General features: G+C 36.0%; 12 protein-coding genes and 1 pseudogene. 11 read left to right on the plus strand and 2 right to left on the minus strand.

Annotated elements, in window-relative coordinates:
* Positions 1-35 precede the first annotated feature (35 nt).
* Positions 36-302 (minus strand): hypothetical protein, encoded by a 267-nt coding sequence (locus IGL93_RS03020; RefSeq protein ID WP_016618066.1) that lies wholly within the window; start codon positions 300-302, stop codon positions 36-38.
* A gap of 304 nt (positions 303-606) precedes the next feature.
* On the opposite strand from IGL93_RS03020, the gene acpS reads away from it, so the two are divergent.
* The 7 genes from acpS to lepB all read left to right on the plus strand — a co-directional run bounded on the left by acpS (position 607) and on the right by lepB (position 5,949).
* The gene (gene acpS / locus IGL93_RS03025; RefSeq protein ID WP_002355727.1) at positions 607-960 is read left to right on the plus strand and encodes a holo-ACP synthase; all 354 of its coding nucleotides are present in this window, start codon (positions 607-609) and stop codon (positions 958-960) included.
* Positions 961-989: 29 nt separating this feature from the next.
* Positions 990-2,105 (plus strand): alanine racemase, encoded by a 1,116-nt coding sequence (gene alr, locus IGL93_RS03030; protein WP_010775654.1) that lies wholly within the window; start codon positions 990-992, stop codon positions 2,103-2,105.
* 15 nt (positions 2,106-2,120) lie between these two features.
* On the plus strand, positions 2,121-2,498 hold the full coding sequence (locus IGL93_RS03035; protein ID WP_002355729.1) for a type II toxin-antitoxin system PemK/MazF family toxin: 378 nt from the start codon (positions 2,121-2,123) through the stop codon (positions 2,496-2,498).
* Positions 2,499-2,819: 321 nt separating this feature from the next.
* Positions 2,820-3,515 carry a hypothetical protein gene (locus IGL93_RS03040; RefSeq protein WP_010775655.1) on the plus strand — a complete coding sequence of 232 codons (696 nt, stop codon included), beginning with the start codon at positions 2,820-2,822 and terminating at the stop codon, positions 3,513-3,515.
* A gap of 24 nt (positions 3,516-3,539) precedes the next feature.
* Positions 3,540-4,835, plus strand: coding sequence for a hypothetical protein (locus IGL93_RS03045; RefSeq protein ID WP_010775656.1), 1,296 nt, complete (start codon positions 3,540-3,542; stop codon positions 4,833-4,835).
* Positions 4,816-5,142: a hypothetical protein gene (locus IGL93_RS03050; protein ID WP_025192659.1), complete on the plus strand. Its 327-nt coding sequence runs from the start codon at positions 4,816-4,818 to the stop codon at positions 5,140-5,142. Before IGL93_RS03045 ends, IGL93_RS03050 begins: the two co-directional genes overlap by 20 nt.
* A 57-nt stretch (positions 5,143-5,199) precedes the next feature.
* Entirely contained in the window at positions 5,200-5,949 is a 750-nt protein-coding gene (gene lepB, locus IGL93_RS03055; RefSeq protein ID WP_016618063.1) for a signal peptidase I, read from the plus strand.
* A gap of 54 nt (positions 5,950-6,003) precedes the next feature.
* On the opposite strand, the pseudogene IGL93_RS03060 reads toward lepB, so the two are convergent.
* Positions 6,004-7,481 (minus strand): annotated as a pseudogene (locus tag IGL93_RS03060) (helix-turn-helix domain-containing protein).
* Between the two features lie 173 nt (positions 7,482-7,654).
* Between IGL93_RS03060 and IGL93_RS03065 the strand changes: the two are divergent.
* The 4 genes from IGL93_RS03065 to IGL93_RS03080 all read left to right on the plus strand — a co-directional run bounded on the left by IGL93_RS03065 (position 7,655) and on the right by IGL93_RS03080 (position 12,932).
* Entirely contained in the window at positions 7,655-8,407 is a 753-nt protein-coding gene (locus IGL93_RS03065; protein WP_010775659.1) for a tyrosine-protein phosphatase, read from the plus strand.
* A 78-nt stretch (positions 8,408-8,485) separates the two neighbouring features.
* Complete coding sequence (locus IGL93_RS03070; RefSeq protein ID WP_002355737.1) at positions 8,486-8,716, plus strand: hypothetical protein; 231 nt, start codon at positions 8,486-8,488, stop codon at positions 8,714-8,716.
* Positions 8,717-8,836: 120 nt separating this feature from the next.
* Positions 8,837-11,542 carry a YhgE/Pip domain-containing protein gene (locus IGL93_RS03075; protein WP_010713838.1) on the plus strand — a complete coding sequence of 902 codons (2,706 nt, stop codon included), beginning with the start codon at positions 8,837-8,839 and terminating at the stop codon, positions 11,540-11,542.
* A gap of 220 nt (positions 11,543-11,762) precedes the next feature.
* Positions 11,763-12,932, plus strand: a complete 1,170-nt coding sequence (locus IGL93_RS03080; RefSeq protein ID WP_002391646.1) for a cation diffusion facilitator family transporter — start codon at positions 11,763-11,765, stop codon at positions 12,930-12,932.
* Positions 12,933-13,026 lie beyond the last annotated feature (94 nt).

Genomic DNA, 13,026 nt, shown 5'->3' on the forward strand with positions numbered 1-13,026 from the left:
GAACGGAACACTCGCTCTTTTTTGGTAGATAATCGTTAAATAGAAAAACTTAAAAAAAGTAAAAAAGGCATCAAAATGATATAGAAAAAGAAAAACGCCAAAATTATCCAAGTTTTCAACGAGGAAGTTAGATTGAAGAGTTTCAGTTTTTGTTGTAGCAAATGAATGGTTATAATCCAAACCAGTTGCAAGAGAAAAAATAGGCTGGGATTTTTAAAGAAGATTGGAAATATGTAGAGCAACAAAGTAAAAATAAACAGGGCGCAACGAAGTAACTTTTTTTGCCGAGAAGTTAAAGTCATACGTTTTTCTCCTTTTTCTTTTTATTCTCCCATAAGTAGCCAAAATTTGCTATAAAATATTAGAACATCCGCTTAGTTTCCTGATTTTTTTCCGATACTTCTTAGTTGTTGTCTTACTTTTATAAAAATTCAGAAAAATTTTATAAAAATGTAAATAGGAAGAAAACGTATGGTACTTCAATTTGTGTGAGGATCTTGTAAAACATTCTTTATTTTTTTAGCGAATCAGTGGAAAAATTTTGAAATTTTGTTAAAATGAAAGGTAATTCGGAGTAACTATATTAAATAGGAAGTAAGGCGGAAAATGATAAAGGGAATTGGTATTGACGCAGTAGAATTAAGTCGGATAAAACCGATTGTTGAAAAACAAGGATCGTTTATTCAACGGGTTTTAACACCTAACGAATTGACCCTTTTTGAAAAGTTATCTACAAAACGTCAAATAGAATTTTTAGCTGGTCGTTTTGCTTGTAAAGAAGCGTTTTCTAAAGCATGGGGCACAGGGATTGGCAAGGTTGGTTTACAAGATATTGAGGTACTGACTGAAAAAACAGGTGCACCGTACGTAGCAAACTCGCCCCATAATGGTAAAGTGTTTGTCTCGATTACGCACACAGATACTATGGCGATTGCACAAATTGTTTTAGAAAGCGAATAATAGAAGCAACGAAGAAAGAAGGATGTACAATGGTCGTTGGATGGCATCGTCCTACACGGTTACATATCGATACGCAAGCAATTACTGAAAATGTCCAAAATGAATGTCAACGTTTGCCAGAAGGAACTGCTTTATTTGCGGTTGTGAAAGCGAACGGCTATGGGCATGGCGCCGTGGAATCCGCTAAAGCGGCGAAAAAAGGTGGCGCGACAGGTTTTTGTGTCGCCTTATTGGATGAAGCAATTGAATTGAGAGAAGCAGGTGTTCAGGACCCCATTTTAATTTTGAGTGTGGTAGACTTAGCTTATGTGCCTTTGTTGATTCAATATGATTTATCTGTAACGGTAGCTACACAAGAATGGTTAGAAGCTGCTCTTCAACAACTAACGCCTGAGAGTAACACGCCATTACGTGTTCACTTAAAAGTCGATACTGGCATGGGACGGATTGGCTTTTTAACCCCAGAAGAGACTAAGCAAGCAGTGCGGTTTGTTCAATCCCACAAAGAATTTTTATGGGAAGGGATTTTTACTCATTTTTCAACAGCTGATGAAATCGATACAAGCTATTTTGAAAAACAAGCAGGGCGTTTTAAGGCTGTTCTAGCAGTTTTAGAAGAGTTACCACGGTATGTCCATGTTAGCAATAGTGCGACAGCGTTATGGCATCCTGATGTGCCAGGAAACATGATTCGCTATGGAGTAGCCATGTATGGATTGAACCCTTCAGGTAATAAGCTGGCCCCAAGCTATGCGTTAAAGCCGGCCTTACGGTTGACCAGTGAACTCATCCATGTAAAACGCTTAGCGACTGGTGAAGGGATTGGCTATGGCGAAACCTACGTAACTGAAGCTGAAGAATGGATTGGGACAGTGCCAATCGGCTATGCAGATGGCTGGTTGCGTCATCTCCAAGGATTTACAGTGCTCGTGAATGGTAAGCGTTGCGAAATCGTCGGACGAGTGTGTATGGATCAATGTATGATTCGTTTAGCAGAAGAAGTTCCTGTCGGCTCAGTCGTTACATTAGTTGGAAAAGATGGCAATGAAGAAAATACGTTACAAATGGTAGCCGAAAAATTAGAAACCATTCATTATGAAGTTGCATGTACTTTCTCACAAAGAATCCCCAGAGAATATAACTAGATAGGAGGTTCCACTATGGTCAAACGCGGAGATATTTATTTTGCAGACCTTTCCCCAGTAGTGGGCTCGGAACAAGGTGGCGTCAGACCTGTCCTTGTTGTCCAAAATAACTTAGGTAATCATTTTAGCCCAACGATTATCGTTGCGGCGATCACAGCCAAAATGGCAAAGCCAAAATTGCCAACACATATCGGGATTAATTCTGATGAAACGGGCATTGAAAAAGATTCAGTGATTCTTTTAGAGCAGATTCGAACAATCGATAAGGGTCGCTTGAAAGAAAAAGTTTGTCATTTGAGACTTGATATTATGGAAGAAGTTGATCGTGCCTTAGGCATCAGTGTTGGACTTAGTAGCGATTCAGCCCCAGCAAAAGCAAATTCAGCTACATAAAGAACGATAGCTACTATGAAATCAACAAAGACTAATTGGATTTTTTTAAAAGCGACTGATCTAGTTCGGTTCGTTAAACATAGTTTGAGTAAAAGCGAGAGAGATAGCCAAGTGGCATCTCTCTTGTTTTTTTGTTTTGTATTTAAAAAATTAAAATATAAATATAAAATTCAAATTTTTATCATCTTATTTTAAATAAAGTTGTTGGCAAGGCTCAAACGGAATGTTACAATCAATACTATATAGAGTTTTTAAAGAGCGTAACAGGTGATTTTACAAGTTTTGATTGTCGAGCGATGACATAAAGGAGATTATATTTGTATGATGATTGTTGTACTTTTAATGAGTAGTTGCTTATTTTTATTTGTAAGCTATCAATTGTATTTGCGATTACTTGTCGAAAAACTGGATTCAGAGGACCGGATATTAAAGAGGAAAATAAATTTCTATAAGTATCAGAAAAATAGTCGTTTAATGATTTATTTATTGTTTAGTGTTTGTCTACTTAGCGTATTATTGTTAGGAATTGTTTATACATATTATCAATTAAATCAACGAAATATCCGCATGGAACAACGGATCGAGCGTTTGGCACAGGGCCAAGCTACTCAAGGTGACAAAATAAAAAAACAAGCGATTAAAAAAACAGCCTTAAATCAGTTTCCCTGGAAGCAAGCTGTTTCGGCAGAATCGGCCGCTGTCTTGACGAATTATGAATTACAATTAGCGCGTGAATGGCGTCCTTACCTCGGAGAGACGAGTATCACAATGATTAGAAGTGAAAAAACACAAACCTTGACACTGTCTGTTTTTTCAGTTGGCTTAAGTTACCATGAATTTCAAACAGGCCAAGACAATATTGTAGCACTTATTGCAGCGTTGAATTCAGTTAAAGAAATTACCATGATTGATTTTAATTTTACTTATCGAGATCAAGAGCAAACCCTTGTCAAATCCATTGATACGTATGCTCGTGAGACACTTGAAACAAATTTGGAGCCTGTCGTGATTAGTTAAAAGGACGAGAGAAAGGACATATATATGACAAAAAGACGTTTAATCAAAAAAATTAAAGATATTTCGGATGATACGCTTGAAAAAGAAGTCTTTTTTCAGCCAGGATTCGAACCAGAAAAAATAATTAGCGGAATCAAACCAGAACAACAGGAAAAAGAAATGGCGACGTTAAGAGAAAGGCTCGCCTACTATCAGAAAAAAGAAACAGCCTTTAAAAAACTTCAAGAAGAAAATGAGCAATTAAAGAACCAACAAGAAACGGAAAAACAAGCATTAGAAGAAAAAAATCAGGCATTACTTGAAACACTAAATCAAAAAGAACATGAAATTTTTGAATTGGAAGAGCAACTGGAAACGAACAGTGAAACCACGACAGAGGCTACTGCTCTTCAAACAAATCTGCAAAATGCAGAAAAACAATTAACCACTGTACATAATCAAATGGAACGTTTAGAAAGTGAATTAACGCAGCAAGTGGCAGAATTAGAAAAAGAATCGGCTGAACAGCAACAACATATCCAGACATTACACAACCAGTTAGCAGAAGAAAAAGGAAAGTTGGAGAAAAAAGGGGATATTACAGGAATGGAAAAGCAAGTAGAAACGTTAACGACAGAATTAGAAGAAAGTACAACGACTCAACAAGCATTGCAGGAACAAATTGAAAAACTAACTGTACAATTACAAAAAGTAGAAGCCGAAAAACAAGCCTTACAAGAGGCTGCCCAACAAGAAGTGATTGTGAAACAGCGCATGGAGGAGCTAAAGAATGAGCTTCAAAATAGTTTACAACAAAAAAATGAAGCAGAAGTAAAACTAGGTCGACTACAAGGTGTCAATGACAAACATCTTGCTGAAAAGCAAGTTTACCAAGGAGAATTAGCTGCTCTAAGAAAAGAAGTAGAGGCCAAAGAAGACAATTTAGAACAAGTTCAAAAAGAATTGAAGACACTACAAGCCGTTTCAAAAAATATTGAACCGAGTAGTGAGCAGTTAACAGAACTGCTACGCGCAAAACAGCAAATTAACGATTTATTAATGAAAAATCAGCAATTACAAGAAGAGGCTTTAAAATCGCAACAAGAAATTGGCGAAGTGATGGTTTCTGCCAAAAAAGAAGCCAATCGGATTGTTAATGAAGCGAAAGTAGAAGCAAAACACCTAATCAATTCTGCAGAATTAGAAATGTTAAATATTGGTAATCGAGCGAAAAGTATTTCGAATGAAGTCGAAGCATCAAAAGTAGAAGTACTTGAGATTTATCGCGAATTAGAGGAACGCTTAACTAAACTGACACGTCTTGAACAAGATAACTATTAATAAAATGGTCAGTAAAAAGTTAACGGGAGCAAGGAAACTACATTGTCTTGGGGTCCTTTTTTTAGCTGTTACACTAAGTGGCTCTGCAGAACGATTACAGGCTGCTGCTGTCTCAAAGGAAGAGCAGTCGCTAAGGCAACCGCTTATCAGGAAAAACATAGTAACAGAGAAGAGCGAATATCTTGTAGAAGTAAATCAAAGTATTTGGGAGCTGGCACAAGATGCGCAGAAACCATTGAATCAGTTTATGAAGGAAAACCAGTTACGTAGTAGCTATATTAAAAAAGGAACGCAATTAGTTAAATAGAAAAAAGGAGCAAGAAAGGAAAAGTTTATTTAAGAAGCTTTTCCTTTTAAGAAAACGATGAAAGAATGGATAAAGCCCGTTATGCGAACAATTCGCCACATTAAGCGCGCCTTCTTGAAGCAAAAGTTGCCTGCGACATATCAGCTAAAAAAGCAAAAGACTAACAAAGCAACGGAATATTTGCTTGAGCAAACAGATAACCATCAATCAATAAGAGGACCGAAAAGAAAAATGACTGCTGAAGAGATTAAAAAAAAGCGGCAAGCCTACCAAAAGAAACAACGCATCCAAGTCGTTAAATTTTTTATGCCAGCTATTCTTTTCGCCATTTTTGTGTTCTTTTTTGTGTTAAAGACATCTAGCTACCCAATTGCTGGGCAATCCATGAAGCCGACACTTAACGCAGGGGAACGAGTCTTAGTACAACGGACGAAGCAAGTAACAAGGTACGATGTGATTGCATTTAAAGCACCGTTGGCTAGCACAGGTACGTACGTCAAGCGAATTATCGGGGTTCCTGGTGATCAAATTTGGGTAAACGAGACAAAACTTTATCTTTCGGAAGGACCTACAGCAAGTGATAATGAGGCACTGCCTGAGAATGCCAGTCGTTTTGACTTATCAGAAGAAGCGGCAGCCCAACTTCGCCTGTTTCAGAAGATTCCAGCTGGTCATTACTTTGTCTTAGGGGACAATCGTACGCATTCAAGTGATAGTCGTACGTTCGGCTTTGTCGAGATACAAGCGATTGAAGGAATCGTGGTGTTTAAAATGGCGCCGTTTAAGGAAATAGGGAAAGTAAAATAAAAAGCTTAAGTCAGCCATTTAAGAGTAGGGCACTTAAGCTTTTCTTTTTAGAGATTATTTGCCCAATAACAATTGAATGATTTTTTCAATTGATTGCAGGTCATAACGATTACTAATATCCGAAAAAATATAGTAATGGTCATACTGGGCAACGAGCTGTTCATTATTGGTATTCATTAAAAGCAAATCATAATGGTTTTCTGCGTTGTAAGGCTCAATTTTCAGCGGATATTTTCCAGCGATACTCTGTTGTATTTTTTGTGCTACCAACTCGCTATAGGCACTGCTCAGTGAGTGATAAACACCAATCGTTATTTTTTTTCATTTAATTCAGCAATGTGATTCAAAATAAGCGTATAATTAATTTCAGTAAATTGATTTTGGTATTTAGAAATAGTGGCTTCTGTGGCAAAGTTCGTTGTAGCGATTTCCACTAATTCGTAAACTTCACTTTCACTAAAAGGATGACGTAAGACTTTCAAAAGTGACTGAATCGTCCAATAATCAAAGGGTAAAATAAATCCTGAAAAATAGTAGAGTTGCGCATGTAATTGGAAAAGTAAATTTTCAATATAAAGTAGCCGAATAGGCAGCACGTAATGGGATAAATAACCACGTGCTTTAAGGTACGTTAAAATGACCCGGTTCATTTCGTTAAGATACGTTTTTTCAATTCGTTGTTGTTTTGCTAAACGAAAGGCGAAAGCAGCATTCGCAGAATAATTATGCATGGAACAAAAAAAGTCATAAAACATATAGGCTTCATTGATTGTATATGGACGGTCGATTCTTTTCATATATGTATGTATAGATAATTTAATTTCTTCAAATAAAGGTCGATCGAGTTGGACATCATGTGGACTAATCGTTGGCAGGGGTTCTAAAACCATGCGACGAAAAGAAATTTTCATCCAAAGTTTAATTTGGAGAATTTCTGTATGGTCAAAGGTAATTCTGGGGATTTCTTGTAATATCTCGATTAATCCTAGGTATTGATTGGCCAGTTCTTTTTCTAAATCTGTTTTTTCTTCAAAGATAAACCAGAAAAAATTAAAAAAGAAAAAGCGAATTTGTTTTTCTTCGCCGATAAGTTTTCCTCGTTTGATACATAAATTAAACTCATTGAGTAAGTCATTTAATTCAACAATTTTTCGATAATAGGTAGCAGAGCTGATGGCATAATTCTGTTGAAAATACCCGCCATTTATTTTATTTTTATGAAAGAGTTGCTGAACCATGTGAAACTTAATAGATTTATTCAAGAACAACATGATCATTGCTTTCATGGAAAAGGTTGGCGCTTTATTTAGATAAAGGGTATCACCTAGTACAGTCATGGTGAGGCTTTCTTGGAGTTGCTCTTCTTTCAAAAATTGTTCTAAAAAAGAAAGATATTCATTCAATGTTGGTAAACTAATATTGAAAAAATCTACTAATTCATTTCGTGTCGCTTGGCCTTTATTATTATATAGGAACAATAGAATATCATTCATATAATCATACGGTTTTTCTAAAAAATCTCGTTTTAACATCGTTGCTCACCTCTCTTTTAAGAATACTGCATCTATGATAAAATGGCAATAAACAACTGATAAAAAGATTGTTTTTTGAAGTGTTTTTTATTATCATTGAGAAAAAGAAATAAAAAGAAAAAACAAAGTATTTAAATGACAACAAAATAATTAAAATGAAGGAGCGACAGAATATGAACAGCGTAGTGAATTTTAGAGATATTGGAGGATTTCCAACGCAACAAGGTACAGTTGTCAAGACAGGGCATTTTTTTCGGAGTGGTGAACTCGTCAATGTTGCACAAGCGGATCAACAGAAACTGGTAGAGGACTATCAAATTAAACGAATCTATGATTTTAGAAGTGCAGCAGAAACGCAAGAACGACCAGATGATTCAATTCAAGGAACCAACTATTTACATATAGATATTTTGGCCGATATTCAGGCACAGACCGCTTCATTAGAAGGAATGCTTAAAACGGTTGGTTCACCCGATGCAGCAATGGACATGGCTTATAAAGAGATGGTTCTTTCCAATTCGGGCCGCAAAGGTTACCAAACATTTTTTGAAAACTTTTTAAGTTATCCACAGGAAGCTATTTTATTTCATTGTTTCGCAGGAAAAGATCGAACAGGAATCGGTGCAGCCTTGATATTAAGTGCTTTAGGTGTGGAACATTCATATATTTTAGAAGATTATTTAAAGACGAACGAGCAAAGAAAAACCGCTAACGAGCAAATTATTGCGCAATATCAAGCAAATGGAACGCCTCCAGCAGAAATTCAACAATTAGAAACGCTGCTTTATGTGAAAAAAGAGTACTTAGCGACCGCTTTACAGGCGATTGAAAAAGAATTTGGTTCGGTAGAGGGCTATTTAAAAGAGGGACTCGGCTTACCTTTATCCGCCAAAAAAGACATGCTAAGTCTGTACACAAAATCATAGATCCTAAAAAAAAGACTATCCTTTCTAAAAAAGAAGTTTTATAATAGAAAAGAATCTGTTTGTAAGGAGGGATAGGGAATGAAAGAAGGACAAGAACAATTCTTAACGTTCATACTAGATCGAACAAAAGAAGATAAAAAAGAAAAAATGCAAGCGCTACTTGCAGAAATGTTTGAACGCCAACAAACAGGCAAATTAGATAAAATGTACTTGATGACAAAAGCACCAAAACTTTTGGCTTATTTAAAACCAGAAGCCATTGATGAAGTTAAACAAGTCGTTTCGGAATTTTCTAAAAATATGAAATAAACAATCTTAGCTTGAACTTACGACATTTTAAAAATGTGTCGTAACATTCAAGCTTTTGTTTGTTATTCTCTTGTATTTTATGCTAAAGTTATTCAGGCACAAAAAAAAGCAGGTGATTTTATGAAACATATAAAAAATACATGGGAACTATTTATTTTAGATTGGAAAAGAATTTTTAAAAACCCAGTAGCAACATTTTTGATTGTTGCCTTAATGATTATTCCATCATTATATGCATGGTTTAACATTAAAGCACTATGGGATCCGTATTCAAATACAGGAGAGTTACCAATAGCGGTCTATAGTGATGACCAAACAGCAACTTTTCAAGATAAATCGGTCAATATTGGTGATGAAGTCTTGAAAAACTTGAAGAAAAACAAGCAATTGGGTTGGCGTTTTGTTGATTCGAAAAAGGAATTAGACAAAGGAGTCCAATCAGGAAAATATTTTGCCGGGATTTATTTACCTAAAGATTTTTCCAAAGATTTGCTAAGTTTTACTTCTGGTGATATCAATAAACCTAAAATTGAATACTCAATTAACGAAAAAATTAATGCAATTGCGCCGAAAATTACGTCAAAAGGCGCTTCTTCCATTCAGTCACAAATTTCGGAAGAATTCATCAAAACGGCAAGTAGTACGTTAATCAAAACATTCAATGATATTGGCTATGATATTGATAAAAACATGGTTAGCATTCAAAAAGTTAAGAGCATGATTTTAGATACAGATGCCAACATTGGAACCATTGATACGTACGCAAAACAAGTCACAGACTTACATGGTAAGATGCCTGAGCTAAAAGAAAAATTAGCGAAAGCCAACGATGCGATGAAATATTTACCTGAAGTTGATGCTTTAGGAGAGAAGATTGTTGAGCTAAATGGCAAAATGCCAAGCATCAAAGAACAAGCTAGTGTTATTTTGACGTTACAAGACAAAATTCCAGAAATTCAAAACGCTGGCCGACAAATTGCTATGATTGATGAAGACTTTGCCTCTGTGGAACAAACAATGAGCGAAGGAATCCAAGAAGCAAAACAAGGATTAGAAATCATTCAACAAGTCCAAACGGCGTTACCAGATATTCGTAAACTAGGTGATCAAGCCAATGATTTAGGGAATGTCACATTAGATGGCGCCAATAAATTGCAAGAGGCGTTACCAAGCATTACGAATAGCGTTGAAGTGACTTTGAAATCTATCCAGCAAGTCGCTACAACAACAACTTCTGTAGTCGCGACTATTCGTCAAGCGTTAGATGATGGACAGTTAACGCCAGAAGAAAAACAACATATTAATGAAGTAGTACAAGATTTCACAACTAATATCCAACGGCAACAGCAAGCAATTAGTAATCTTATAGAATTTATGCAAAAGATTCAAGAAAATGCCGGTAATCATGACTTAGATGAGACTATTCGTCAACTTACTAATTTAAGTACTTTATTAGGAGATTTTAGTAATCGATTAAATGAACTAAATAACTATGTACAGAATAATGATTTACAAAGTGCAAAGAAATTGCTAGACGAAATTGATGCAGCAGCGAAAAATATTGCTGGGATAGCTGGAGCAATTAAAGCAGATGAAATTAGTAACACTGTTAATACAGTCACAAGTAAATTAATTGCTACCATCCAAAACGCTCAAGGTCAACTAAACAAAGCGCAACAAATTGACTTTGAAGGATTATTGAGCTCAACAAGTCAAACGGTCACTAATGCGATTTCTTTATTAGAAAAATATCAAGCCGAAATGCCGGCAATTAAACAAGAAATTCATGATGCGAATACGATGTTGAATGGCAATATGGAAACCATTGTCAATGGCATTAATCGTGGTGCTGATTTGTATAAAAATGATTTACCAGTCATTCAAGACAAAGTCAGCAAAGCGGCAGCCTTTATGCAAAATGACTATCCAGGTATCCGAAAAGATTTAACGAATACCTTGAAAACAGTCAATGAGAAAATGCCAGATGTTGAAGCGGCCTTAGACAAAGCCAACGAGCTGATTATTAATGATTGGCCAAATATCAAAACAGGATTACACAAAGCAGCGAATGCAATCCGTAAAGGTGAAAAAGAAGTTGACTTAGGCGAAATTCTTAAATTACTAAAATTAGATGCCAATAAAGAAAGTGACTTCTTTACACAACCAGTTGAAGTCAAAGAACATGCTGTTTATCCGATTGCTAATAATGGTTCGGCAAGTACGCCATTCTATACAGCTTTGTGTTTATGGGTTGGCGCTGTGTTATTCTCAAGTGTTGCGACAACGGATGTTTATCTCGAAGGAAAAGATAAAAAACGCTTCTCTAAACGGGAACAATTTTCAGCACGGATGTTTACCTTCATTGTCATGGGGATTGGTCAAGCACTGATTGTAACCTTAGGTAATTATTTTGCGTTAGGCGTAGATGTTCGTAATCCAGCGTATAGCGTCTGGTTTGCGGTATTGATTGCCATTACGTTTATGATAATGGTTTATGTGCTCGTTGCTCTCTTTGGCAATGTAGGGAAAGGAATTGCGATAATAATCTTGGTACTATCCATCTCTGGTGGGGGTGGGAACTACCCAATTCAAGTCTCAGGTAAATTCTTCCAAATGATTAATCCGTTCTTGCCGTTTACGCATGCCGTGAACTTGCTAAGGGAATCAGCAGGAGGCATTTACTGGCCAAATGCTTGGTTTGCAATTTGGATTATGGTGGGGATTTCAGTCGTCTTTAGTATTGGCGGCGCAATTCTTTATCCACATCTGGAACACAGATCGAAAAAATTTGCGGCTTTAGCACAAAAGAGCCATTTATTCCATTAAAAAACAAAAAGCTGAAAACGTCTCTAGCGTTTTCAGCTTTTTGTTTTTCTTTATTTTCAAGGCAACCCTAACAAAGAAGTTTTGGGGGCTCTTGCTTTTGACTTTTTGGCAATGCTAAATAATAAAATCTCCCTCAGAAAGTGAGGTTTTTTGTGTACAAATACATAAAAAGGTTTTATAGTATTTTTTTAAGAAATAAAAAGTGGGTAGGGGTTGTAAAATGATTCAAGCATTGCTTCAACGATATGAGAAAAAAATTGAACGTCGTAAATTGGAAAAACGAACAGCATTCGGTGCTTTTGCCGGGCGGATTGGGCTTGTTTCTAATTTATTTTTATTCGTTAGTAAATTTATGATTGGCTTGCTTTCAGGTAGTGTTTCAATCATGGCAGATGCCATTAATAGTTTGTCCGATACTATTTCATCTGTTTTAACATTAGTCGGTTTTTATATTGCTGGTAAGCCAGCAGATAAAGAACATCCCTATGGCCATGAACGTTTTGAATATATTAGTGGAATGCTTGTATCATTAGTGATTACGTTTATTGGGTTTGAGTTTCTAACGACCTCCGTTGATCGCATCCTGCATCCAGAATCAATCAAGGTGACACCCATTTTATTTGCTGTTTTAGCTTTATCAATTGGGATTAAAATTTGGCAAGGGCTGTTTTACAAAAAAGTATCAGCAAAAATTGATTCTCAAGCATTAGTTGCTTCTGCTAAGGATAGCTTTAATGATGTTTATACTACATTAGCTGTTTTGGTTTCTGCATTTATTGAAGGCGTCACTGGTTTGCGAATTGATGGATATATTGGTTTTTTAATTGCTGCATATATTATTTATAGTGGCTTGCAGTTAATTCGCGAATTTATTAATGAGTTGATGGGCATGCGTCCGAGCCAAACAGAAATTGATGAAATGAAGAATGTCTTATCAAAAATGGAAACAATTGTAGGGTATCACGATTTACTGATTCATAATTATGGTCCTAGCCAAACGTTTGCGTCTGTTCACATTGAAATTGATGATCGCTGGGATTTAAATAAAGCCCATCAGACAATCGATGCGATTGAAGCGAAGTTTAAAGAAGAATTGGATGTTAACCTTGTTTGTCATATTGATCCAGTGAATTTGTATGACCCAACACAACAATTTGTTCATCAAACAATCAAAAAGATTATTCGTTCTTTTGACGCGTCTTTAAAAGTCCATGATATCCGCTTAGTTACCCATGGCGAAGAGCCGAAGATTTTGTTCGACTTGGTTTTGCCTACAGAATCAAAATTATCTGAATTTGAACTGGGTGTGGAAATTCAGCGGCAAGTTTATGAAAAAATTGGTCGTTATAAAGTGGAAATTACCTTCGATCATACGTACTTGTTACAATAAAAGGGAATAATTAACTAAGTTTTCAAGCGAGAGCCAAAAGGTCAAATAGACTTTTAGCTCTCGCTTTTTTGTATAGAGAATGCAAATCCTTTTG

The organism is Enterococcus sp. DIV1328a, from assembly GCF_050536905.1.
GTDB lineage: Bacteria > Bacillota > Bacilli > Lactobacillales > Enterococcaceae > Enterococcus > Enterococcus faecalis.

What these genes read in the sequence shown, in the direction of transcription:
- IGL93_RS03070 (WP_002355737.1), top strand. Translation starts at nt 8,486, where the DNA reads ATGAAAGAAGGACAAGAACAATTCTTAACGTTCATACTAGATCGAACA.
- IGL93_RS03075 (WP_010713838.1), top strand. Translation starts at nt 8,837, where the DNA reads ATGAAACATATAAAAAATACATGGGAACTATTTATTTTAGATTGGAAA.
- IGL93_RS03035 (WP_002355729.1), top strand. Translation starts at nt 2,121, where the DNA reads ATGGTCAAACGCGGAGATATTTATTTTGCAGACCTTTCCCCAGTAGTG.
- IGL93_RS03045 (WP_010775656.1), top strand. Translation starts at nt 3,540, where the DNA reads ATGACAAAAAGACGTTTAATCAAAAAAATTAAAGATATTTCGGATGAT.
- acpS (WP_002355727.1), top strand. Translation starts at nt 607, where the DNA reads ATGATAAAGGGAATTGGTATTGACGCAGTAGAATTAAGTCGGATAAAA.
- IGL93_RS03065 (WP_010775659.1), top strand. Translation starts at nt 7,655, where the DNA reads ATGAACAGCGTAGTGAATTTTAGAGATATTGGAGGATTTCCAACGCAA.
- IGL93_RS03040 (WP_010775655.1), top strand. Translation starts at nt 2,820, where the DNA reads ATGATGATTGTTGTACTTTTAATGAGTAGTTGCTTATTTTTATTTGTA.
- alr (WP_010775654.1), top strand. Translation starts at nt 990, where the DNA reads ATGGTCGTTGGATGGCATCGTCCTACACGGTTACATATCGATACGCAA.
- IGL93_RS03020 (WP_016618066.1), bottom strand. Translation starts at nt 302, where the DNA reads ATGACTTTAACTTCTCGGCAAAAAAAGTTACTTCGTTGCGCCCTGTTT.
- lepB (WP_016618063.1), top strand. Translation starts at nt 5,200, where the DNA reads ATGAAAGAATGGATAAAGCCCGTTATGCGAACAATTCGCCACATTAAG.
- IGL93_RS03080 (WP_002391646.1), top strand. Translation starts at nt 11,763, where the DNA reads ATGATTCAAGCATTGCTTCAACGATATGAGAAAAAAATTGAACGTCGT.